Origin of the sequence: Janthinobacterium sp. SUN137 (assembly GCF_030587265.1) — a bacterium.
In the GTDB taxonomy this organism is placed as follows: domain Bacteria; phylum Pseudomonadota; class Gammaproteobacteria; order Burkholderiales; family Burkholderiaceae_D; genus Janthinobacterium; species Janthinobacterium kumbetense.
In genome coordinates this window covers 415,099-437,265 of record NZ_JAPWHZ010000004.1, presented here as the reverse complement: position 1 = coordinate 437,265, position 22,167 = coordinate 415,099, and the positions used below count along the sequence as shown (strand labels likewise).

Sequence of the window (22,167 nt, the reverse complement as noted above, 5' to 3'; positions counted from 1 at the left end):
AAAAAGCGCGCGCAATTAAGCGGCTGCTGGGGCTTCTTCTGCTGCTGCTTCTGCAGGAGCTTCGGCGCCTTCGCCTTTTTTCGCTGCCAGGGCAGCCAGACCACGTGCAAAGCCCGAAACCGGAGCCAGCATAACGCCCAACAACTGCGAAATGAGGACTTCACGGCTAGGAATGCTCGCCAACGCGGTGACAGCAGCTGTATCCAGCGGCTTGCCTGCGTAGTTACCTGCTTTGATGACCAGTTTGTCGTTGGTTTTAGCGAAGTCAGCGATGACTTTAGCTGCTGCAACGGCATCGGCCGAGATCGAGTAGATCAACGGGCCGGTCATGGCATCTGCCAGGCTGGCGAATGCGGTACCTTCAACGGAGCGACGAGCCAGAGTGTTTTTCAACACACGCAGGTACACGCCTTGGGCACGCGCTTTAGCACGCAGTTGCGTCAAGTGACCAACCTGGATGCCACGATATTCGGCCACGACGATCGTTTGCGCATTTGCTACTTGTGCGGAAACTTCGGCGACGACGGCCTTTTTGTCATTCAGATTGAGACTCACGGTCAACCTCCTTAAATGATGTTCGGCAATCACAACCGAGTGGTTGAGCGCCTTGCATCGGTTCGAACACGGCGTCCGAAGTCAAGAAGTACTAAACTGAGCGGATGGATTCACGCAGCATGAGGACTACAAAACTTGTTCGGGTACACCATCTGCGTTGGGCACTTGCCGTTGCCGGCAAGCCTATTAACCTTCTGCATGTGCGATCGCAGTCGGCCCAACGGTCTTTGATTGTCTGCCTGCCTGGTGCGAACACCGGGCAGACAGCCCAAAGATGCGCCCGCAGCGCCCGAAGGCGCTACAGGACTTGATTCTGTTACTTAAGCTGCCAGGCTAGCCTGGTCAACACGGACGCCAGCGCCCATGGTCGACGACAGCGAAACTTTGCGCAGGTACACGCCTTTGCTCGATGCTGGCTTGGCTTTGTTCAGTGCGTCGATCAGTGCGACCAGATTCGACTTCAGATCTGCGTCAGCGAACGATTTACGGCCGATGGTAGCGTGGATGATACCGGATTTGTCGGTACGGTACTGAACTTGACCGGCTTTCGCGTTTTTCACGGCGGTAGCGACGTCAGGAGTAACAGTGCCAACTTTCGGGTTAGGCATCATGCCGCGTGGGCCCAGGATCTGACCCAGGGTACCAACGATACGCATGGTATCTGGCGAAGCGATAACGATATCGAAAGGCATGTCGCCGGCTTTGATCTGCTCAGCCAGGTCTTCCATACCAACGATGTCGGCGCCAGCTGCTTTAGCAGCTTCAGCTTTTTCGCCCGACGCGAATACTGCCACGCGTACGGTTTTGCCGGTGCCAGCTGGCAGCACGACGGAGCCGCGCACCACTTGGTCGGATTTCTTAGGATCAACACCCAGTTGTACCGATACGTCGATCGATTCATTGAACTTGGCCGTTGCGCACTCTTTGATCAGAGCGACAGCGTTGTCGAAAGCGTACACTTTGGTACGGTCGACTTTGGCTTTCAAAGCCTTGATACGTTTGGATAACTTAGCCATTATACAACACCTTCCACCGTGATACCAATCGAACGAGCGGAACCAGCGATGGTGCGTACAGCAGCATCCATGTCGGCAGCGGTCAGATCAGGGGTTTTCAATTTAGCGATTTCTTCAGCTTGTGCGCGGGTCAGCGTACCGACTTTGTCGGTATGTGGCTTCGGCGAACCTTTGGTGATCGCAGCAGCTTTTTTGATCAGGTAGGTTGCTGGAGGCGTCTTCATCACGAACGTGAAGGACTTGTCCGCAAATGCGGTGATCACGACTGGAATCGGCATGCCTGGCTCCAGACCTTGGGTCTGTGCATTGAAGGCCTTGCAGAATTCCATGATGTTCAGACCACGTTGACCCAGAGCTGGACCGATTGGTGGGGATGGGTTTGCTTTACCAGCTGGCACTTGCAGCTTGATAAAACCAATGATTTTCTTTGCCATGATGGCTCCTATCTTGGATTGAGTAGTAGCGCCCCGCCGATCCTATCCTGGCGGGGCTCCTCTGACCGGATTTCGCTGAGACTGCCGCGACGCTCCTGGTGGCGCTTGATAATACTTAGACTTTTTCGACCTGGCCGAATTCGAGTTCTACCGGAGTAGCGCGACCGAAAATGGTGACCGAGACGCGCACTTTGGATTTCTCGTAGTTGACCTCTTCGACATTGCCGTTGAAGTCGGTAAACGGACCATCCTTGATGCGGACTTGCTCGCCCACTTCGTACAAGGTTTTCGGACGGGGCTTTTCAACACCCTCTTGCATCTGCTTCATGATGCCGTCGATTTCGCGCGCGGAGATCGGCGTCGGCTTGTTCGACTTGCCACCAATGAAACCGGTAACCTTGCTGGTGTTCTTGACCAAGTGCCAACTTTCGTCCGTCATTTCCATTTCAACCAGCACATAGCCAGGATAGAAACGACGTTCGGTGACGGACTTGACACCATTCTTGACTTCGACCACTTCTTCGATCGGCACCAGGATCTGGCCGAACTGGTCTTGCATGCCCGCGCGCTCGATGCGCTCGGTCAGTGCGCGCATGACGCTTTTTTCCATGCCGGAATAAGCATGCACGACATACCAGCGCTTGCTGCTCACTGGCACGCTCAGCGCTGCACCAGTGTCCGCTACCGGAGCGTCGCCCGGAACGGACTCGTTCGCCGCTTCATCATGCACATTTTCGCTCATTATTTTTTCCAACCCAGAATTACGTCATACAACAAAAACTCGAGCAATTTATCCGTGCCCCACAGGAAAATCGCCATGACCAGCACAAAGGCAAACACGATCGCAGTAATCTGCGTGGCTTCTTTGCGGGTAGGCCAAACGACTTTCTTGGTTTCGCGCACAGCTTCTTTGGCGAAATTGAGAAATTCACGGCCGGTCGTCGAGACATACAAGAGCGCAACAGCAATAACCAAACCAGCCACAAGCGCGCTTGCACGCACCAGAGCTGGTTGGCCTGCCAGGTAATAAAACCCGACTACTCCTGCAATCGCAGCCACTATTGCCAGCGCGACTTTTATCTTGTCACTCGACGTGCTAACGGTTTGCACGGATTGATTTGACATTTTTCTACTTTCGGTGCCCTGCACCTTGACGGTGGCAGGGACGGAGGGCATCGAACCCCCAACCTTCGGTTTTGGAGACCGACGCTCTGCCAATTGAGCTACGTCCCTACGTAAAACTTTCGAGGAGTGCTATTCTACCACCCAGGACGCCCCGGGTGGAAGCATAACATTTCCTTATGCGATGATTTTTGCAACCACGCCGGCGCCGACGGTACGGCCGCCTTCGCGGATAGCGAAGCGCAGACCTTCTTCCATCGCGATCGGGTTGATCAGCTTGACGGTGATCGACACGTTATCGCCTGGCATGACCATTTCTTTGTCTGCTGGCAACTCGATCGAACCGGTTACGTCCGTCGTGCGGAAGTAGAACTGTGGACGATAGTTGTTGAAGAATGGCGTATGACGGCCGCCTTCGTCTTTCGACAGAACATAGATCTCGCCGGTGAAGTGAGCATGCGGCTTGATCGAGCCTGGTTTTGCCAGAACTTGACCACGTTGCACGTCTTCACGCTTGGTGCCGCGCAGCAGCAGACCAACGTTGTCGCCTGCTTGACCTTGGTCCAGCAGCTTGCGGAACATTTCCACGCCGGTGCAAGTCGTTTTGACGGTATCGGTGATACCAACGATTTCGATCTCTTCGCCGACTTTAACAATACCGCGCTCGATACGACCGGTCACAACGGTACCGCGACCCGAGATCGAGAACACGTCTTCTACTGGCATCAGGAAGGCACCGTCAACAGCGCGCTCTGGCGTTGGGATGTAAGCATCCAGCGCATCGGCCAGACGCAGCACTGCGTCAACGCCCATTTCGCCTTCTTTGCCTTCCAGCGCCATACGTGCCGAACCCTTGATGATTGGCAGGTCGTCGCCTGGGAATTCGTACTTCGACAACAGCTCGCGCACTTCCATTTCAACCAGTTCCAGCAGCTCTGCGTCGTCGACCAGGTCGCACTTGTTCAGGAACACGATGATGTATGGAACGCCAACTTGGCGGGCCAGCAGGATGTGTTCGCGGGTCTGTGGCATTGGGCCGTCAGCTGCGGAGCACACCAGGATCGCGCCGTCCATCTGGGCAGCACCGGTAATCATGTTTTTGATGTAATCGGCGTGGCCTGGGCAGTCAACGTGCGCGTAGTGACGCGTTTCCGTTTCATACTCGACGTGGGCGGTGTTAATCGTGATACCGCGCGCTTTTTCTTCTGGAGCTGCATCGATCTGGTCGTATGCTTTAGCTTCGCCGCCGAATTTCTTCGACAGAACCGTTGCGATTGCAGCGGTCAGCGTGGTTTTACCGTGGTCGACGTGGCCGATGGTGCCGACGTTGACGTGCGGCTTGGTCCGTTCGAATTTACCTTTTGCCATTTTGAACTCCTAATGATTTGATTAGATTGCTCAGGCACACGCCCGACGGTCTGGTTTGAATTGCTTCTGTGCTGCCTGCTGCGAATTCTGGTGCCCTTGACGTGGATCGAACACGTGGCCTCTCCCTTACCAAGGGAGTGCTCTACCACTGAGCTACAAGGGCTGTAATTTGTTGCATGCGATGCATCAAGCATCTGAACGGAAACTGGAGCGGGTGAAGGGAATCGAACCCTCGTCGTAAGCTTGGAAGGCTTCTGCTCTACCATTGAGCTACACCCGCGAGGTATCGTTCACTTTATCTTCACTTACTTTTACTACTACCCAGTTTTCCTTGCAAAAACTTGGTGGAGGGGGCTGGATTCGAACCAGCGTACTCATAGAGAACAGATTTACAGTCTGTCGCCTTTAACCACTCGGCCACCCCTCCGCGGGAACCGCAGAGTATGAAGCATCTACTCACAACTGTCAACCTTATTTGCTGATGCCTGACTGCTGCATTTGCTTATAAAGAAGAAGTTGGCTGCTTCGGGGCGTGATTATAAGCTCCCGATTTGAGAATGTGCAAGGGTTGGCGCGAAAAAGTCTGCTTTTTTTGGATTTTTTTTATCCCCCCTGCCGGGAAGCCGCATTTTCCCGTCATTTCTCTCTTTTACCGGGCGTCAGGCGGATGCATCCAGGAGTTGCCGAGGGGCTTATATTTACGCAACAACTGCTGATGCAGGCCCGACAGCACGGGCAATTTGGGATTGCGCGGGTCCAGGCGGCGCACGCCGGCGATAAACGTCAGCGCCTGCTGTCCCATGCGCTCATCCCAGCCTTCGTGTTCCAGGCACTTCAGCACGGCCACGGCCGCATTGAACACCACTTGCGGATTATCGGGCAGGCGCGTGACGGCTTCGCCCATCAGATCGACGGCGCCACGGAAATCGCCCTCGCCCGCCCTGGCGGCGCCGGCCGCCACCATGTCGGCCACTTCCTGGCGGCTTTGCCGTGCCAGCGCCTTGGCCAGCTCTTCGCGCCCGGCATGCTCGAACACGGCCATGGCGCGCGTCATGGCCGCGCTGTCGGGCGCGTTGCGCATCACTTCGCGCATCACCTCAGCGGCGCCATCTTCGCGCCCATGCGCCAGGCAGTGGCGCGCCAGTTCGGTTTTCAGCATGTTCGAACCGCCCACGCTGTGGCGGTTGGCGGCCAGCGCCGCGTCGAGCGATTGCTGCAGGCGCTCCTCGTTGCCCGTATGCGCATGCAGCATGGCGCTGCACAGCGCACTGCACAGTTCTGCATTCTTTTGCCCGCCCATCGACTTGTCGAGGTCGCGGATCACGGCGCCCACCTGCAGCGGGTCGCCCTTGCGCACCAGGGTCTGCACCAGGCGCACGTGGTCTTCCGGGTCGCGGAATTCCGAATACTTGGCCTTGCTGACGACCAGCTTCAGGGATTTTTCCGCCATCTCGATATCGTCGGCCGCCAGGGCCGCCTCGCCCAGGCGGCGCAAGCGGCGCACGGCGTGCGGCGACAGGGCCACTGCTTCGCTCAGGGCGGCCTGCGCCAGCTCCGGCTTGCCTTGCGCCAGATGCGTGCGCGCCAGCCAGTCATACGCGTCGAGAAAACGCTTGTTGTTTTCCAGCAATCCCTCCAGGGTGCCTTGCGCCGCTTCATACTCGCCCAGCAGGAACTGCGTCTTGGCCTGCCCCAGGCGCGCCCAGCCGATGGACTTGGCTGCGTACAGGCCCGCGTAGATCGGCTCGGCGTCGGCCGCTTCGCCCAGCAACAGGTGCAATTCCGCGCGCAAGCGCAGAAAATCAGTGGCGTAACGGGGATACAGGCTGGCGCCCTCCGCGCAGGCGGCAATCGCCGCGCGCTCATTGCCCACGTCGATCAGCTCGTACACGGGCACGAAGGCATTGCGCTTGTCCAGCGCGCGGCCGATGCGCTCGAGCATGTTGTCAGCGGTAAAGGGTTTCAGGATGTAATCGGTGGGCAACAGCTCGACGGCGCTGACCACCTTGGCGAAGCTGCCTTCGCCCGTGACCATAAAAAACATGGTCGACGCGTGCATCAATTTGTGGTGGCGCAAGTCTTCCAGCATCTGCTGGCCATCCTGCCCGCCATCGAGATCGTACTCGCACAGGATCAAATCATACGATTTGCTGCCCAGCATGCGAATCGCCTGGCCCGAGCTGGCCGCGTCATCGATCTTCGCCAGGCCGCACAGGTTGAGCATATTGTGCAGGCTGGCGCGCATGCCCGGATGCGGCTCGATGATCAGTGCGCTAAGGCCCTTGAGTTCTTTCATGTCGTGATGTCCGAAAACTCCGCGGCGCGCCACACTGGTGCGTGGCGCCAGCCAGCATGAGGCTGCCGAGTATATGACGGCGCCGCGCGCAAGGGAATGGCGACGTGCCGAAAAATGCCGACGACGTTGCTGCTCAAGCGACGGCGCGCTCCGGATGCCACAGTTGCGGCTCATGGTCGATCAGTTCCAGCAGCGCCGTCACCACTTCCGGATCGAACTGGCTGCCGCTGCGCTGTTCGATGTATTCGCGCACCTGCGGATACGGCCACGGCTCCTTGTAGGGCCGCTCGTGCAGCAAGGCGTCGAAAACGTCGACCACGGCAACGATGCGCGCGGCCACGGGAATGTTGCGCCCTTTCAAGCCATTCGGATAACCGGCGCCATCGAAGTGTTCGTGGTGGCCGCCGGCGATCTGCGCGCCATACGTGAGGTAGCTGACGCCGTCGACCATGTTGGCGGCCCGCTCGAGGATGGTGCGTCCGACGCTGGCGTGCAGCTGCATCTGCGCCCGCTCCTCGTCCGTATGCTTGCCGGGCTTGAGCAGCACGGCATCCGGCGTGGCCACCTTGCCCACGTCGTGCAGGATGCTGGCCAGGCCGATCATGTCGAGCAGCTGCGGGGTCAGCTCGTCGGCATACACGCCGCGTTGCTGCATGCGCCGGGCGATGGCGTCGGACAACAGCTGCACCCGCCGCACGTGGCCGCCCGTGTCGCTGTCGCGGAACTCGGCCAGGTCGGCCAGCGCCACCACGGTCGCCTCCTGCGCCTTGCGCAGCTGGCCGAACATGTACAGGTTGTCGAAGGCGGCGGCGATACGCTGGCAAAACACTTCCAGCAGATCGCGCTGGATCTGCGCCAGCGGCCACGGCGGCGTGACGGAGATGGCCAGCTCGCGGTTGCCTTCCGTGTGGATGAACAGCACATTGGCCGGATGCTCGAACTGGCTGCGCTTTTCCGCGAACGCCTTGTCGATGGTGGACGTGAGGGCATGGTCGGCCGGCATCGCTTCGGACTCGGCCAGCACGGCATACGTGCCCGTGGCGGCCACCACCTCGGGCCGTCCGGCGCCGCCCTGCATCAGGCACAGCACGCCGTCGGCGCCCACGTCGAGGATGGCGCTGACCTGGTTCAGCACGCCGGAAGCGAATTCGCGCAGGGAATGGATCTGATACAGATTGGTGGCGCCGGCGAGGATCTTGCCCAGGCCGATGCGGCTGCGTTCGAGCATCATCAGGCTCTCGTAGGCGCGCAGGGCCGAGATGACGGTGGTAAACAACTTTTGCGTCGTCAGTTCCGTCTTGGCCTTGTAATCGTTGATGTCGTATTCGATGATGACGCGCTGCTCGGGCGCCTGGCCCGGCTGGCCCGTGCGCAGCACGACGCGCACGATGGAATTGTTCAGGTCGGCGCGGATGCGCTTGGCGAGGATCAGGCCGGCGTCATCCGTTTCCATCACCACGTCGAGCAGCACCAGCGCGATATCGGGCGTGTCGCGCAGGATGTCGTACGCCTCGCGGCCGCTGTAGGCGGAAAACAGTTCCAGTTCGCGGCCCTTGAAACTGACATTGCGTAGCGCCAGCCGCGTGACCGCATGCACGTCGACGTCATCATCGACGATCAGGACACGCCACAGGCGCTGGTCGGGCGCGGCCAGCCCGGCAGGACTGGCCACCGGCTCATCTTCGTCGAGCAGCCAGTTATCATCTGCATCGGCCTTGAGGTCGGTCATGAATACTCCTAATGGATAAGTTCGATGTGGACGCTGCGTTGACGCATATCAAGCATAATCAGATTAGATGCTGCTTACAACAGGATTCTGCGTACCGCCTTCGCTGGCGGACGGCGACGACGCCGGCGCCGAGGCACCGCTGCGCGTGGCGCCGCCACAACTATCCTGGCCCGGCCCGACGGCCTGGTAGCGCACTTCATACTTGCCCGCGCTGAGCTGCTCCACCAGCAGCTTGTCGTACGCGAGGATGTACAGGTAGCGCACGTTCGAGCGCCGCTCCGTGTCAAACAGCTTGACGAACACGGGCGCGGCATTACTGCTGTTGTCGATGCTCACGGCAAGCTCATCGCCCTTGTTACCGATCGGGAATCCATCGACATAGCCGGAATGGGCCGGCCAGGGTTCGCCATTCGGCGCCACCAGCGATGGGGACTCGGCCTTGCCTGCCCCATCGCAGGCGGGCTGGATGCCTTTCAAACTCAGCTGGGACACGGCCAGCACGCGGATCTCCGGCGTCTTCGCTTGCGGCGGCTCGGGCGCATACGGCTTGCCCACGGCCCAGCTGTCGACTGCCACCGCCTCGCCTTTCGACGACGACACGGCACCGGCCGCCGGCGTGGCCGCTTCCGCATGGGGCTTGGCGCCGTCGCGGGCCAGGCCGCTCCAGGCCGACGCCAGCGCGGCAGGCACGGGCTGCGACGTGTCGAGCATCAGCAAGGCACCCAGCCAGCCCAGCAACAGGCAGATAAACAAACTCAGCCACCAGCGCCAGTTGCGCCAGACAGGTTGCAGGCCGCGCCGCGGCTTGCCCTTCGGCGGCGGCACATCCTGCGCCCAGGCGTGTTCATGCGGCTGGGCATGGCCTTTCGCGCGGCCATCGCGGCTCTTGCCTTCTTCCTGGTGGGTGCTTTCCAGCCATTCGATTTCCCACTCCTCGGCGGCGATCCACTCGTCGTGTTCCTTGCGGCGTTGTGGATCAGACAAGGTGCCATAGGCGCTGTTGAGGATCGCCATGATGCGGGCGGCCTTTTCGTCGCCGGGATTCTTGTCCGGGTGGTATTTCTGGCTGAGGGCTTTGTACGCGGCACGTATGACTTCCTGCGGCGCCAGGCGCGCCACCTTCAGGTTGTCATAGTGTGTATGTATCTTTCCCATCGTTCTATCTTGAAATCGGTGCGCGGCGACGGGTTCTTGCAGGATGGAACCGTGCTGTGTCGGTCATCATATACGATATGACAAGATAATAACCACCGGCGGACAGGAAATTGCAGGGCGATACTGCCCTGCCTTGATATTGCAGGCGCTTACAAGCGGTGACTGCGGTCGCTGGACAACAGCGCTTCCGGCAACTCCACGCGGTGCCCCACTACCAGCACCTTGAACAATTCCCCCATCTCGGCGGGCGACACCAGCTTTTGCACGGCGCTCGCTTGCGGCAAATAGGTCTTGACCTGCTCCGGATCGGTGCGCAGCAGCAAGTCGCCGAGACCCGCGCCCAGCAGGAAGGATGCCTGGTTCATGTAAGCGAGCACATCGAGGCCCGCCTCCTGCGCCGCCACCGCCATCGCCGTAAAATCCACGTGGGCCGTGATGTCCTGCAAGCCGGGCAGATAAAATGGTTCCGCGTGGGCGTGATGGCGGTAATGGCACATCAGGGTGCCCGTGGCGCGCAAGTCCAGGTAATACTCATGCGCAGGGAAACCATAGTCGAACAGCACGGCCGCGCCGCCCTTGCCATTGGTCAGCATGCGCGCCAGCGAGCGCATGAAACCGCAGGCGACGCCATGAATTTCCGTGACATAGCCGACCGGCAAGGCATCCGCCTCGGGCACCTGGGCGGCGATCTGCGCAGCCACGTCGGCGCCAGCGGGCCGTTCGACAAACACGAACTGGCCGTCGGCGATGCTGACGTCGAGTTCGCACCAGCCGGCGGGCGTCTTGCTGATCAGGTTGACGGGCATGGCGTCCAGCACTTCATTGCCGAACACGGCACCCTCGAAACTGTCGGGAAAGCCGTCGAGCCACACCACTTGCGGGAAGGCTGCCAGCGCCAGCTCCTGGCGCGCGCGCAATTCGCCGGACAATTCGACGATCGCATACTGTTCGACATGGATGCCGGCATTCGCCGCTTCCGTCAGGATATCGCAGGCCAGCTTGCCCGTGCCGGCGCCGAATTCGAGGATGCGCGGGGCCGTTTGCGCCATAATAGCGGCTGCCACATGGGCCAACGTGGCGCCGAACAGGGGCGAAATCTCCGGCGAGGTTGTAAAATCGCCATCTTTGCCCAGCTTGGCGGCGCCGCCGCTGTAATAGCCGAGGTCAGGCGCATACAGCGCCAGCTCCATGAAGCGGACAAAGGGAATGGCGCCGTCATTGCGCGCGATTTCGGCGGCAATCTGGTGCTGCAAGGCATGGGACGCGGCCAGCGCGTCGCTATCGGGTGCGGGAAGAGACATTCCCGCATTGTAGCGAATCGGCGGCGCATGCCGCCAGTGTGGCGTCCACCGAATATCTCAACCATAGCAAAGACATGACAGAAGCAACGACAACGCCATTCGACAGCACACCCCGCGTCGCCCTCGTCACGGGCGCGGCGCGGCGCATCGGCCGCGCCATCGCGCTGGGCCTGGCGCGCGACGGCTGGGATATCGCCGTGCATTACCGCGATTCGCGCGACGAGGCGCTCAGCCTGGTGGAGGAAATCACCGCGCTGGGCCGCCGCGCGCAAGCGTTCCCCTGCGACCTGGCGCAGGAAGAGGCCGTACGCCAGCTGTTGCCGCAGGCACAGGCGGCGCTGGGGCCGGTTACTTGCGTGGTCAACAACGCATCGTTGTTTGCATACGACAATGCGGGCGATTTTTCCGTCGCCGCGCTCGACGCCCACATGCACGCCAACCTGGCCGCTCCCATTCTGCTGGCGCAAGCCCTGTACCAGGCCACCCCGGCAGGCGGGCAAGCCGTGGTCATCAACTTGCTGGACCAAAAACTGTACAATCTCAATCCTGATTTTTTGTCGTACACCCTGTCCAAGGCGGCGCTGCTGTCGGCGACCACCATGCTGGCCCAGGCGCTGGCGCCGAAAGTGCGCGTGGTGGGCATTGCCCCCGGCATCACCATGGTCTCCGGCGAGCAGACGGAAGCGAACTTTGCCAAGGCGCATGAAAACACGCCGCTGGGACGCTCCAGCACGCCCGAGGATGTGGCCGACAGCGTCTGCTACGTGGCCGGCGCGCGCGCGCTGACGGGCACGACCCTGCTGGTCGATGGCGGCCAGCATTTGATCGGCTTGCCGCGCGACGTCATGTTTTTGACCAAATAATCAGCAGCCCTACCAAACAACCAGCACTCCAGCATTCCCTAAAAGGTAAAACTATGTCGTCCGCCCTGTCCCACCCTCGCCTGGCCGATTGCCGCCGCCTGTTCCTGCGCAATTACGAAGTCCTCATCAACATCGGCGTCTACGACTTCGAGAAAAAGGGCGAGCAGCGCGTCCTCATCAACGTCGACCTGTACATCCCCCTGGCCCTGTCGACGCCGAAGGATGACCAACTGGAAGAAGTGGTCGACTACGACTTCATGCGCGAAACCATCGCCAAACGCATGGCGCAAGGCCACGTGCAGCTGCAGGAAAGCCTGGTTGACGACGTGCTGGCCGCCATGCTGGCCCACCCGCGCGTGCGCGCCGCGCGCGTATCGAGCATGAAACCGGATGTGTATCCCGACTGCGAAGGCGTGGGCGTGGAAGTATTCAAGATCAAGGATGAAGCATGAACAACATGAATGACAGCGCCGTACTGGAAACGATGACGGCCGCCGTGGAAGTGCCGGCCAATGTCGAAGCGCAGAAACTGGCGCGCAAGAAGGCGGAAAAGATCGCCCTGGAAAACAACAAGCTGCACAAGCGCTTGTGCCGCCTGGTGGGACAAGCCATCGGCGACTTCAACATGATCGAAGACGGCGACAAGGTGATGGTCTGCCTGTCCGGCGGCAAGGATAGCTATGCGCTGCTGGACATCTTGATGACCTTGCGCGAACGCGCGCCGATTCACTTCGATATCGTCGCCGTCAACCTGGACCAGAAGCAGCCGAATTTCCCGCCGGAAATCCTGCCCGCCTACCTGACGGAACTGGGCGTCGCCTTTCACATCGAAAACCAGGACACCTACAGCATCGTCAAGCGCCTGATCCCGGAAGGCAAGACGACCTGCTCGCTGTGCTCGCGCCTGCGCCGCGGCATCCTGTACCGCGTGGCCGACGAGCTGGGCGCCAACAAGATCGCCCTGGGCCACCACCGAGATGATATTTTGGAAACATTCTTCCTGAATATGTTCTTCGGCGGAAAACTGAAAGGCATGCCGGCCAAGCTGCAGTCGGACGACGGCAAGCACATCGTCATCCGCCCGATGGCTTACGTGAAGGAAGAAGACACGCAGCGCTATGCAGAAGTCAAGGGCTTCCCCATCATTCCATGCGACCTGTGCGGTTCGCAGGAAAACCTGCAGCGCAAGCAGATCAAGGGCTTGATGCGCGAATGGGACAAGAAATTCCCCGGCCGCGTGGAAAGCATCTTCTCGGCCCTGTCGAACGTGGCGCCGTCCCACCTGATGGACCCGAAACTGTTCGGCTTCAAGGATTTGAAGGCGGACGGCGTGGCCAACCCCATGGGCGACATCGCCTTCGATGAAGAGCCATGCTCGACGCCGACCACGTTCGGCACCATCGCGCTGCAACCTCTGTAAAAACCTCCTGTTGTTCCGCCGCCACCGTCCAGGTGGCGCGCGGTATCTTCCCTCCGCCTCTTTCCCCCCGCGTCCATTTGAGGTACCGTAGTCAGCTCTGCCGGTACGCGGTGCGTCACGCGCGCATCCCTGCACGGCGGTCAGCACGCATTCTTCCGACAACCTCACTGGAATGAACCATGATGCCATCCGCGCTCAAGCGCCCCCTGCTGTTTTCCCTGCTCGCTCTCGGCCTCTCCTCTGCCTTCGCCGCGCCTGCCGCTGCGCCCACCGACCGCCAGGCCGACCGCTGGGACCTGACGGCGCTGTATCAAAACGACGCCGCGTTCGACGCCGACGCGAAAAAGCTGTCGGCCCAGCTGCAGCAACTGGGCGCCTGCAAGGGGCAGTTGAAAGCGTCGCCGGCCCGCCTGAAAAGCTGCCTGGACCTGTACGCCGAGGCGCGCAAGCGCGTCAACACGCTCACCACCTATGCGGCGCAGTATTACGACCAGGATACGGGCGACAGCAAGGGCAACCAGCTGAACCAGCGCGCCGCCCTGCTGGGCAACGACTTCTCCCAGGCGACGACCTTCCTGCAGCCGGAAATCCTCGCCCTGGGCGGCAAGCGCATCGATGCCATGCTGGCGAAGGACAAGGGTTTGCAACTATACCGTTTTCAATTGAGCAACATGCTGCGCAGCGCGCCGCACACGCTCGACGCGGCTGGCGAACAACTGGTGGCCCAGTTCGGCCTGGCAACAAGCTCGGCCGCCAGCGTCTACCGCACCCTGGCCAATGCGGAAATCCCGTGGCCGACCGTGAAACTGTCGGACGGCAAGGAAGTACGTCTCGACCAGGCGGCGTACACGAAATACCGGGGCGATGACCAGCGCGCCGACCGCAAGCTGGTGTTCGACGCCTTCTTCGGCAAGTGGAAGGAATATGAACGCACGTTCGGCGAAACCCTGTACGGCCAGCTGAAGACGGACGCCGCGTATGCGAAAGTGCGCCGCTATGCCGACTCGCAAAGCGCCGCGCTCGACGCCGACCATCTGCCGCCCGCCGTCTACCAGACCCTGATCGCGCAAACCAACGCCAATCTGCCCACCTTGCACCGCTACTTCAAGCTGCGCGCGCGCATGCTGGGCGTCAAGGACCTCGCGTATTACGACATCTATGCGCCGCTGCTGAAAAGCGACCGCACCTTCCCGCTGGCCGACGGCAAGCAGATGATGCTCGATTCCGTCGCGCCGCTGGGCCCGGACTACGTCAAGGCCCTCACCGCTGCCGTGGACGCGCGCTGGATGGACGTGTACCCGCGCCCGCGCAAGGTGGCGGGCGCCTACATGAATGGCGACGCGTACGACGTGCACCCGTTCGTGCTGCTCAACTACACGGACAACTACGAAGCCGTCAGCACCCTGACGCACGAATGGGGCCACGCCATGCACTCGGTGCTGGCCAACAAGGCGCAGCCATCGATCTATGCGCCGTACAGCATCTTTGTCGCGGAAATCGCCTCGACGACGAACGAGGCGCTGCTGCTCGACGCGCGCCTGAAGCAGGCCAAGGACGATGACGAGCGCCTGCTGTACCTGGGCGCGGCGCTGGAAAACCTGCGCGGCACCTACTTCCGCCAGGCCATGTTCGCCGAATTCGAAGCGGCCATCCACGGCAAGGTGGATAAAGGAGAGTCGCTGACGGGCGAAGAGATCACGGCTATCTATGCCGGCATCCTCAAGCGCTACCATGGCGAGACGCAAGGTGTCATGACCATCGATCCCGCCTACGCGCTGGAATGGGCCTACGTGCCGCATTTTTATCACGGCTTCTATGTGTTCCAGTACGCCACCTCAATCGCCGCGGCGCAGGATTTCGCGCAGCGCATCCTCGACAAGGAGCCGGGCGCGCTGGCCGCCTACCTGAAGATGCTCAGCTCCGGGGGTTCCGCGTATCCGTATGAGCTGGTGAAAGCGGCCGGCGTCGACCTGGCCTCGCCAAAACCTTACCAGGCGCTGGCGGCGCGCATGAACGGCATCATGGACCAGATCGAGGCGATTGAAGCGAAGCGGGGGAAATAATGCTGGGGTCAGACCCCCTCGATTGTTAGCACAAGCCTTCGCGTTAACGGTGTTGAGGGTCTGACCCCGGTTCTCCCGCTTGCTCCGAGGCAAACGCCGCCGCATCGCTCTCGAACATGTCTTCCAGTTCCTCGCGCGCCTGGCGCGTGAGGGACATGACTTTTTGCTGGTCCTGGAAGTGCGGCGCCACTTCCAGCAGGGTTTTCAGGTTATGCCGGCCAAAGATGCCGGCCGCGCGCTGCGCCCGATCCGGGCTGAAGCCCACCTGCTGCAAGGTCTGCTCGCCCAGCAGCAGCGCCGCGGCGAACGTTTCGCGTTCGATCAGCGTCACGCCCCGCTTCATCAATTCATAGTAATGCGTGACGTTGCGCGCACGCGCCAGAATCGTCAGTTCCGGCAGGCGCAGGCGCACGGCGTCGACCAGGGCCAGGCTGTCGTCCACATTGTCGATGGCGATCACCAGCGCCCTGGCCTTCTCGATGCCGGCCGCCACCAGCAGGTCCACGCGCGTGGCGTCGCCATAAAACACCTTGAAGCCGAACTTGCGCAGCAGGTCGATCTGGTCCGGATCGTGATCGAGCACCGTCACGCCGATCTTGTTGGCTGCCAGCAGGCGGCCGATGATCTGGCCGAAGCGGCCGAAACCGGCGATGACGATGGGATTGTCCTGCGCCTCGATATGGTCGTCGGGGCGGCGCTTCTTCTCGCCTTGCAGGCGCGGCGCGACAAATTTGTCGTGCAACAGCAGCAGCAAGGGCGTGGCCACCATCGACAGGGTCACCACCACGACCAGCAACGCGGCCGTTTCCGGCGCAAACACGTGCGCGGCCTCGGCGGCGGCAAACACGACGAAGGCAAATTCGCCCCCTTGCGACAGCAGCAGCGCAAAAAACAGCTGCTGGCCGCGGGGAATGTCGACAAACTTCGACAGCACGTACAGCAAGGCGACCTTGACCGCCAGCAGGCCCGCCACCAGGGCCAGGATCAGCAAGGGCTGGGCGCGCAGCACGCCGAAATCAACGGACATGCCCACGGCGATGAAAAACAGGCCCAGGAGCAGTCCCTTGAACGGCTCCAGGTCGGAAATGAGTTCATGGCGGTATTCGGAGTCGGCCAGCAGCACGCCCGCCATGAAGGTGCCCAGCGCCATCGACAGGCCCACCGATTCCATCAGCACGCAGATGGCGATCACCAGCAGCAGGGCGAAGGCCGTGAAGATTTCACGCAAGTCCGTCCTGGCGATGAAGCGCAGGATGGGATTCACCAGGAAGCGACCGCCGATCACCAAGGCCGCCAGCACGGCGGCCAGCTTTGCCACGCGCAGCCAGCCCGGTTCGCCACTATGCGTGACCAGCCCGCCCAACAGCGGCACCAGAGCGATCATGGGAATGGCGGCGATATCCTGGAACAGCAAAATGGAAAAGCCGGCGGAACCGGCCGGCGTGCTCATCAGCTTGCGTTCGCCCAGGGTGGCCAGCACGATGGCCGTCGACGACAGCGACAGCCCCAGCGCGCCGACCAGCGCCGTGCGCCAGTCCACGCCAAAGGCCATGGCCACGGCGCACAAGCCCGCGCTGACGACGCCCACCTGCGCCCCGCCCCAGCCAAAGATGGGACGGCGCAGCAGCCACAAGCGCTTCGGCTCCAGCTCCAGGCCAATTAAAAACAGCAGCAGCACCACGCCGAATTCGGAAAAGCTGAGGATCACCTCAACATTCTTGATCAGGCCCAGGCCCCAGGGACCGATGACGACGCCGGCCACCAGGTAACCCAGCACGGCGCCCATGCCCAGGCGCTTGGCCAGCGGCACCATGATGATGGCGGCGACCAGGTAAAACAGTATGTTGATGAGAAAGCTGTGGTGTTCCATGCGGATTCCGGAAAAACGTGACTGGAATCGCAATCATGCCTGAAGTGGCGCGCCAGCGGGGTATCAGGGTTGCGGCGCCTCGATACGTGCGCGCAGTTCGTCGACATTCACGCGCTGGAGGTAGCTTTCGATATTCTTCCACACGGCATGGTAGCCGTAGCCGCCGTTTTTCAGTTCGTCGATCGCCTTTTCGCGCGGCCAGCCCTGGTACAGCATGCGGTACATGGCAGCCATCATGCCCGTTCGGTCGGCGCCGTGCAGGCAATGCAGCAGCACGGGACCCTGCTGTCCGGCGGCACGGATGGCACGCATGGTGTCGATCACATGGCGGTCGCGGATGGCCCAGGTATTGATGGGGATGCGGACGGCGCGGATGCCGCTGCCTTCCAGCACCTGCGTATCGGAGTGGAAGGAGCGCAGGCTGATCACCGTCTTCACGCCCAGCGCCTGCAGCTGGGCCACGTCGGCGCTATCCAGCCTGGCGCTGCGGTACAGGACGGGCGTGACCTGGTGCAGGTTCGACACCTGCGGCAGCGGCGTGGCCCAGTCCGGATGGCGTGGAGGCGATGGTTGCGCCCCGGCCGGCGCGGCGGCAAGCCCCAGGGCGAGGGTCAACAGTACGACATGCAGCATCATGGTTTCCTGGTTATTGAAGAACGGCGCCGGCGCGCAGCACCTGCGCCAGCACGTCCTGGGCGGCGCGCGGGCGGCCCAGGGCCAGCGCCTTTGCGCGCATCGATTGCAACTGCTCGGGATGCTCGAGCAACAGGCGCACCCGGTATTCCAGGGTGACGGCATCGAATGCCTTCAGGGCCACGCCCTGCTCCAGCAGATAGTCGGCATTGCGCTCTTCCTGCCCCGGAATCGGCGAGTTGACGATCATGGGCAAGCCCAGCGCCAGGCATTCCGAGGTGGTCAACCCGCCCGGCTTGGTGATCACCAGGTCGGCGCACGCCATCAGGCGCTCGACTTCGCTGGTAAAGCCTTGCGCCAGCAAGCGACCCGGATACTGGCCGGCCAATACCTGCAGTGCCGCCAGCGCGGTGGCGTTTTTCCCCGCCAGCACGATCAGCTGGAAGTCGCCCGGCAGCGCCAGCAGGCGCGCGGCGACCGTTTCAAGGCTGCCCAGCCCCGCCCCGCCGCCCATCAGCAGGATCGTCGTGCGCCGCGGGTCGAGGCCAAACGCCTGCGCGCACGACACGCGGTCGGGCGCCTGCGCGAACGCGGGCATGATGGGAATGCCCGTCACGTGGATGCGCCCGGCGGGAATGCCTTCGTGGCGCATGCGGAACGCCACTTCGTCGGTGGCGGCGAAATAGCCCTGCATCTGCTCGTGCACCCACATGCGGTGCAAGTCGAAATCCGTGACCTGCACCCACACGGGGCAAGCCAGCTGCTGCTGGCGCAATGCGCGCGACAGCAATTCGGCCGGCAGGAAATGCGTGCAAATGATGGCGTCGGGCTGGAAAGCGGCGATCCGCGCCATCAGCGCGCGCGTGTTGAGGCGCTCGACGGCGCGGCGCAGACGCTGCATCGAGCCGTCGCGCGGCGCATCGTGGGTGGCGTGATACAGATAGCCCCACAGCGCGGGCGCCTTGTTGACCAGCTTGATATACAAATCCGTGTACAGCTTGCGGAAGGCGAGCGTGACGAAATCCATCACGTCGAGATGCAGGGCCAGCGCCGCTGGGCCGCCGCCATCGCGCGCCGCATACGCCTCGATAGCTTGCGCCGCGCGCATGTGGCCGGCGCCGGCCGAGACGCTCAGGAGAAGAATTTTTTGTGTCATGAAAAACCGATGCGTGAACAGGTTGCGCGCGGACGCGGAAGATGCATTGGCAGGATAACATCGCTGCAAGCTGGCCGGTTTGATCTGGCCACGTGCGCGCTAGCTGATGACGGGGACGGGCAAGGCCGACACTTTCCAGCTGCCTTTGAGCTTGCGTTCGATCAAGGCCGGCAAGGCGCTGGCGTCAGGCGCGCCTTTTTTCGTGAACTTCACCGGCACCAGCAGATGGATGGTGACCTTGTCATCGTCGGCAATGTCCTCCTCCGGCTCCGGATTCCAGCGCTTGTCGATGGCCAGCAACGCATCGACGCCGTCCGGCCAAGCCAGGTCCGCCAGGTGCGGAGCGTCGCGCCGCAGCAGCTCGCCCGCCGCCAGGCTGGCCCGGTCGAGCGTGCGCCGTCCCAGGCGTGCCAGCAGCGCCACCGGAAAGCGCCAGGGGCTGTGCTCCGCAAAGCCGTGGACCGTCAGCGGCCAGCGGCCAGGCAGGCAGATGGCCAGTTCGGTCATCGGGGATTGCTGGAACAGACCGACCGTAAACAACAGCTTGAAATCGCTCTTGCCGCCGATGCAGCTGATCCCCAGCGAAAAGCGCGCGTCGCCACTGTCCGGGCTGAACACGGCCGGCAATACCCAGCCGGCGCTGTTGTGCATGAAGGTGCGGATCGATTCCTGCGGCGAGGCGGCCGCTTGCTGCGGCACGTCGAGTATGCTGACGCCGCCGGCGGCAGCGAGCAATTGGACGATCGCGGGAAAACCCCAGCCGCTGGCGATATCGACCGGCGCCTGGTTCCAGCGCGTATGCAGGCGGTTCGGATTGGCGCCCGACTGCAACAGCAATGCCACCACATCCTCGTGGCCGCCCACGCAGGCGCTGTCCAGCGGCGACAGTATATTGTCCGGCAAGCCGTCGACGGCAGCACCCTGCTCGAGCAGCCAGCGGCAGGTATCCAGATGGCCATGGCTTGCCGCCGCGTCCAGCGGCGTATGGTTGCGGTAGCCGGGCAAGGGCAGGTCGATGTCCAGGCCCAGCGACACGAGCAGGACGCAGACGTCGCGGCTGCCGCCGGCCGCGGCCAGATGCAGCAGCGATTCGCCGTCATCCATGTTGTAGCGGCGCAAGGTCAACAGCAGCGGTGTGGCCTCGAGCAGGCTGCGCACCTGTTCCACCTGATTTTCGCCGACGGCGTCGCAGAGGTGAAAAAACGTCTCCCGGTGCTGGTTATACAGTGTCTTGTTGCCCATTCATGGTCTCTGCTCGTGGTGGCGGCGCCATCATCGAGCGGAGAATAGCATTTTCTTTCGATTAATCTGCGCGATTTGACAACTTCGGTGTGCGCGTCGACGGCAATGCCAAGCCGGCAGGCGCGACATCCGTGCGCAATACCGGATACAGGTTCAGGCGTTCATCCCAGGATGCGTGGCGGCGGGCGAAGAATTCCAGGCGCGCGGCCGGACTCTTGGCAAATGCGGGATCGCTGGCCAGCTTCTGCTGGAACTGCGCTGCCAGCGCCGGGTCGGCCGCCAGCTGCGCGCGCGCCACGTCTTCGGCCACGTATTCTTCCATGTACTCCTTGCGCTCGAAGGCCGTATTGAAACTGCCCCAGGCCAGCAGGGAATCGGGCGCGCGCGGTTCGAGCAGGGCCACGACCAGGCGCGCCTTGGCCTGGTTGACGGGCACGTACAGCGCGCCCGCACCGACCACGCGCGCCTCTTTCTGCCACTCGCCCTGCACGGCCACCGTCTGGCGTCCCTCGAACGACTGCGCGCCGAATTTCACCTGCGTGGCGCGGAAGGTCTCGACCGGCAGCTTGCCCGGCGCGCCAGCCAGCACCTGGTACGACACGCCATGCTGGCGCAGCTTGGCCGCCACCATCTGCGCCTGCGCGGCGGGCACCAGGTAGCCGGCCTGCGGCGCGGCCTGCTGCAGGTCGGGCACGATTTCGTCGCGCAATGGCACGTTCCAGATCTGCGGCGTGGTTTCATCGTAGCGCGTCATCAGCGCGCCCGATACTTCGGACGGCGTACGCGTGTAGGCGTAACCGCGAAACGCGATCATGCGGCTCTTCTCCGTCGTCTTGTAGGTGAGCGGCAGGGTGCTGCCTGCCAGCTGCGCGGCGCGCGCGTCCGCCTCGAGGGCCGTTTGCCGCCACTGCGCGCCATGCTGCGCCACTTGCGACAGCAGCGAGACGATGGTGTTGCGGGTAATGCGCACGCGGGTCGGATAATCCTTCCACGAATGGGTTTCCACCAGCATGCCGAAGCGGTTGCGCAGCTGGAAATAGCCATGCGAAAAGCGGGGATTCGGCGCCGAATCGACAAAACCCGATTGCGGATTGTCGTTCTCGGCAAACGAAATATAAAACGGTTTCGGGTCCGAACCCTGGCTGGCCAGGTCGGCCAGCACGCCGTCGCGCAGCGCCGTTCCCGCCACGCGCAGGGCCGCATCGCCCGCATGCACGGGTTCGACCTGGATCGAGATATCGGGTTCGAACTGGGCGCCGTCGGTGACGTGCAGGTCGACGTAGGCCAGCGGGTCCCAGGCGTTCACCAGCGCCAGCATGTGCTGCATCTCGGGCGTATCGGCCTTCATGTATTCGCGGTTCAGATTGTAGTTTTGCGCCGTGCTGCGCCAGCCCATTTCCACGGGACCGCGCTGGTTCGGACGGTTCCACTGACCGAAGCGCTCATGGCCATCGACATTGAAGACGGGGACGAACAGCAGCACCTGCTTGTCCAGCGCGCCGGGCGCCGCCTTGCCCTCCAGGACTTCGCGCAAGGCCAGGAAGCCCGCATCCTTGCCATCGATTTCGCCCGCATGGATGCCGCCCTGCACCAGCAGCACAGGCAGCTTGCGGCGTGCCGCTTCGGCCGGCGTCAGCGCGCCCGTATTCGTCACGGCCAGCGCCAGCATGGGGCGGTTTTCCGGCGTGCGGCCAAATTCGATACAACGCACCTGCTTCGGATAGCGCGCCTGGAACTGGCGGCACAGGGTTTCCACTTCCGCGTAGCGGCCCGTATTCAAAAAGCCCGAGCGCTCGGCCACCGTCGTCAGGGCGGGAGCGGGAGCGGCGTGTGCGCTGGCGGCAAACACGGTCAACAGGGCGGTGGACAGCAGGGCGTGGCGTAGCATGGGTCAAACTCCATCGAGAGAGGACAAGCGGGCAATTATAGAGTGGCGGTCGGATA

Annotated in this window: 19 protein-coding genes and 4 tRNA genes; 4 read left to right on the top strand and 19 right to left on the bottom strand. The window is 62.2% G+C overall.

Annotated features, from left to right (window positions below):
* Nucleotides 1–15: 15 nt before the first annotated feature.
* From rplJ to O3298_RS22380, 14 genes are all read right to left on the bottom strand, one after another.
* Complete coding sequence (rplJ, locus tag O3298_RS22445) at nucleotides 16–555, bottom strand: 50S ribosomal protein L10 (RefSeq protein ID WP_034753621.1); 540 nt, start codon at nucleotides 553–555, stop codon at nucleotides 16–18.
* 320 nt (nucleotides 556–875) lie between these two features.
* Entirely contained in the window at nucleotides 876–1,571 is a 696-nt protein-coding gene (rplA, locus tag O3298_RS22440) for a 50S ribosomal protein L1 (RefSeq protein WP_034753134.1), read from the bottom strand.
* Nucleotides 1,571–2,005: a 50S ribosomal protein L11 gene (rplK, locus tag O3298_RS22435; RefSeq protein WP_034753131.1), complete on the bottom strand. Its 435-nt coding sequence runs from the start codon at nucleotides 2,003–2,005 to the stop codon at nucleotides 1,571–1,573. The genes rplA and rplK overlap by 1 nt, the downstream gene beginning before the upstream one ends.
* 115 nt (nucleotides 2,006–2,120) lie before the next feature.
* Complete coding sequence (gene nusG, locus O3298_RS22430; protein WP_077398778.1) at nucleotides 2,121–2,747, bottom strand: transcription termination/antitermination protein NusG; 627 nt, start codon at nucleotides 2,745–2,747, stop codon at nucleotides 2,121–2,123.
* Entirely contained in the window at nucleotides 2,747–3,130 is a 384-nt protein-coding gene (secE, locus tag O3298_RS22425; RefSeq protein WP_010394308.1) for a preprotein translocase subunit SecE, read from the bottom strand. The genes nusG and secE overlap by 1 nt, the downstream gene beginning before the upstream one ends.
* Before the next feature lie 32 nt (nucleotides 3,131–3,162).
* Nucleotides 3,163–3,238: transfer RNA gene (locus tag O3298_RS22420), tRNA-Trp, on the bottom strand.
* A gap of 66 nt (nucleotides 3,239–3,304) precedes the next feature.
* Nucleotides 3,305–4,495 (bottom strand): elongation factor Tu, encoded by a 1,191-nt coding sequence (gene tuf, locus O3298_RS22415; protein ID WP_077398776.1) that lies wholly within the window; start codon nucleotides 4,493–4,495, stop codon nucleotides 3,305–3,307.
* 88 nt (nucleotides 4,496–4,583) lie between these two features.
* Nucleotides 4,584–4,658: transfer RNA gene (locus O3298_RS22410), tRNA-Thr, on the bottom strand.
* Between the two features lie 43 nt (nucleotides 4,659–4,701).
* Nucleotides 4,702–4,775, bottom strand: a tRNA-Gly gene (locus tag O3298_RS22405).
* 62 nt (nucleotides 4,776–4,837) lie between these two features.
* A tRNA-Tyr gene (locus O3298_RS22400) sits at nucleotides 4,838–4,922 on the bottom strand.
* 222 nt (nucleotides 4,923–5,144) lie between these two features.
* A complete protein-coding gene (locus O3298_RS22395; RefSeq protein WP_077398774.1) occupies nucleotides 5,145–6,791 on the bottom strand; it encodes a tetratricopeptide repeat-containing response regulator in 1,647 nt (548 codons plus the stop codon).
* A 133-nt stretch (nucleotides 6,792–6,924) separates the two neighbouring features.
* The gene (locus O3298_RS22390; RefSeq protein ID WP_099665767.1) at nucleotides 6,925–8,520 is read right to left on the bottom strand and encodes a DUF3369 domain-containing protein; all 1,596 of its coding nucleotides are present in this window, start codon (nucleotides 8,518–8,520) and stop codon (nucleotides 6,925–6,927) included.
* Nucleotides 8,521–8,583: 63 nt separating this feature from the next.
* Entirely contained in the window at nucleotides 8,584–9,675 is a 1,092-nt protein-coding gene (locus O3298_RS22385; RefSeq protein WP_305060576.1) for a J domain-containing protein, read from the bottom strand.
* A gap of 149 nt (nucleotides 9,676–9,824) precedes the next feature.
* Complete coding sequence (locus O3298_RS22380) at nucleotides 9,825–10,976, bottom strand: class I SAM-dependent methyltransferase (RefSeq protein ID WP_305060575.1); 1,152 nt, start codon at nucleotides 10,974–10,976, stop codon at nucleotides 9,825–9,827.
* Nucleotides 10,977–11,050: 74 nt separating this feature from the next.
* On the opposite strand from O3298_RS22380, the gene O3298_RS22375 reads away from it, so the two are divergent.
* The 4 genes from O3298_RS22375 to pepF all read left to right on the top strand — a co-directional run bounded on the left by O3298_RS22375 (nucleotide 11,051) and on the right by pepF (nucleotide 15,322).
* Complete coding sequence (locus O3298_RS22375) at nucleotides 11,051–11,839, top strand: SDR family oxidoreductase (protein WP_305060574.1); 789 nt, start codon at nucleotides 11,051–11,053, stop codon at nucleotides 11,837–11,839.
* Between the two features lie 53 nt (nucleotides 11,840–11,892).
* Nucleotides 11,893–12,291 carry a dihydroneopterin aldolase gene (locus tag O3298_RS22370; protein ID WP_046682033.1) on the top strand — a complete coding sequence of 133 codons (399 nt, stop codon included), beginning with the start codon at nucleotides 11,893–11,895 and terminating at the stop codon, nucleotides 12,289–12,291.
* 32 nt (nucleotides 12,292–12,323) lie between these two features.
* Entirely contained in the window at nucleotides 12,324–13,259 is a 936-nt protein-coding gene (gene ttcA / locus O3298_RS22365; protein WP_251349712.1) for a tRNA 2-thiocytidine(32) synthetase TtcA, read from the top strand.
* Nucleotides 13,260–13,438: 179 nt separating this feature from the next.
* Nucleotides 13,439–15,322: an oligoendopeptidase F gene (gene pepF, locus O3298_RS22360; protein ID WP_305060573.1), complete on the top strand. Its 1,884-nt coding sequence runs from the start codon at nucleotides 13,439–13,441 to the stop codon at nucleotides 15,320–15,322.
* Nucleotides 15,323–15,365: 43 nt separating this feature from the next.
* Here the strand turns inward: pepF and kefC are convergent, their stop codons facing one another.
* The 5 genes from kefC to O3298_RS22335 form a co-directional block, all read right to left on the bottom strand.
* The gene (gene kefC, locus O3298_RS22355; RefSeq protein WP_305060572.1) at nucleotides 15,366–17,192 is read right to left on the bottom strand and encodes a glutathione-regulated potassium-efflux system protein KefC; all 1,827 of its coding nucleotides are present in this window, start codon (nucleotides 17,190–17,192) and stop codon (nucleotides 15,366–15,368) included.
* A gap of 63 nt (nucleotides 17,193–17,255) precedes the next feature.
* On the bottom strand, nucleotides 17,256–17,828 hold the full coding sequence (locus O3298_RS22350) for a dual specificity protein phosphatase family protein (protein ID WP_289918488.1): 573 nt from the start codon (nucleotides 17,826–17,828) through the stop codon (nucleotides 17,256–17,258).
* A gap of 10 nt (nucleotides 17,829–17,838) precedes the next feature.
* Nucleotides 17,839–18,981, bottom strand: coding sequence for a glycosyltransferase (locus O3298_RS22345; protein ID WP_305060571.1), 1,143 nt, complete (start codon nucleotides 18,979–18,981; stop codon nucleotides 17,839–17,841).
* 99 nt (nucleotides 18,982–19,080) lie between these two features.
* Entirely contained in the window at nucleotides 19,081–20,223 is a 1,143-nt protein-coding gene (locus O3298_RS22340; protein WP_305060570.1) for an ankyrin repeat domain-containing protein, read from the bottom strand.
* A 61-nt stretch (nucleotides 20,224–20,284) separates the two neighbouring features.
* Complete coding sequence (locus O3298_RS22335; protein WP_305060569.1) at nucleotides 20,285–22,111, bottom strand: M14 family metallopeptidase; 1,827 nt, start codon at nucleotides 22,109–22,111, stop codon at nucleotides 20,285–20,287.
* Nucleotides 22,112–22,167: the final 56 nt, after the last annotated feature.

Coding starts and splice junctions, on each gene's coding strand:
- rplA (WP_034753134.1), bottom strand. CDS start 1,571: ATGGCTAAGTTATCCAAACGTATCAAGGCTTTGAAAGCCAAAGTCGAC.
- rplK (WP_034753131.1), bottom strand. CDS start 2,005: ATGGCAAAGAAAATCATTGGTTTTATCAAGCTGCAAGTGCCAGCTGGT.
- nusG (WP_077398778.1), bottom strand. CDS start 2,747: ATGAGCGAAAATGTGCATGATGAAGCGGCGAACGAGTCCGTTCCGGGC.
- secE (WP_010394308.1), bottom strand. CDS start 3,130: ATGTCAAATCAATCCGTGCAAACCGTTAGCACGTCGAGTGACAAGATA.
- tuf (WP_077398776.1), bottom strand. CDS start 4,495: ATGGCAAAAGGTAAATTCGAACGGACCAAGCCGCACGTCAACGTCGGC.
- O3298_RS22395 (WP_077398774.1), bottom strand. CDS start 6,791: ATGAAAGAACTCAAGGGCCTTAGCGCACTGATCATCGAGCCGCATCCG.
- O3298_RS22390 (WP_099665767.1), bottom strand. CDS start 8,520: ATGACCGACCTCAAGGCCGATGCAGATGATAACTGGCTGCTCGACGAA.
- O3298_RS22385 (WP_305060576.1), bottom strand. CDS start 9,675: ATGGGAAAGATACATACACACTATGACAACCTGAAGGTGGCGCGCCTG.
- O3298_RS22380 (WP_305060575.1), bottom strand. CDS start 10,976: ATGTCTCTTCCCGCACCCGATAGCGACGCGCTGGCCGCGTCCCATGCC.
- O3298_RS22375 (WP_305060574.1), top strand. CDS start 11,051: ATGACAGAAGCAACGACAACGCCATTCGACAGCACACCCCGCGTCGCC.
- O3298_RS22370 (WP_046682033.1), top strand. CDS start 11,893: ATGTCGTCCGCCCTGTCCCACCCTCGCCTGGCCGATTGCCGCCGCCTG.
- ttcA (WP_251349712.1), top strand. CDS start 12,324: ATGACGGCCGCCGTGGAAGTGCCGGCCAATGTCGAAGCGCAGAAACTG.
- pepF (WP_305060573.1), top strand. CDS start 13,439: ATGATGCCATCCGCGCTCAAGCGCCCCCTGCTGTTTTCCCTGCTCGCT.
- kefC (WP_305060572.1), bottom strand. CDS start 17,192: ATGGAACACCACAGCTTTCTCATCAACATACTGTTTTACCTGGTCGCC.
- O3298_RS22350 (WP_289918488.1), bottom strand. CDS start 17,828: ATGATGCTGCATGTCGTACTGTTGACCCTCGCCCTGGGGCTTGCCGCC.
- O3298_RS22345 (WP_305060571.1), bottom strand. CDS start 18,981: ATGACACAAAAAATTCTTCTCCTGAGCGTCTCGGCCGGCGCCGGCCAC.
- O3298_RS22340 (WP_305060570.1), bottom strand. CDS start 20,223: ATGGGCAACAAGACACTGTATAACCAGCACCGGGAGACGTTTTTTCAC.
- O3298_RS22335 (WP_305060569.1), bottom strand. CDS start 22,111: ATGCTACGCCACGCCCTGCTGTCCACCGCCCTGTTGACCGTGTTTGCC.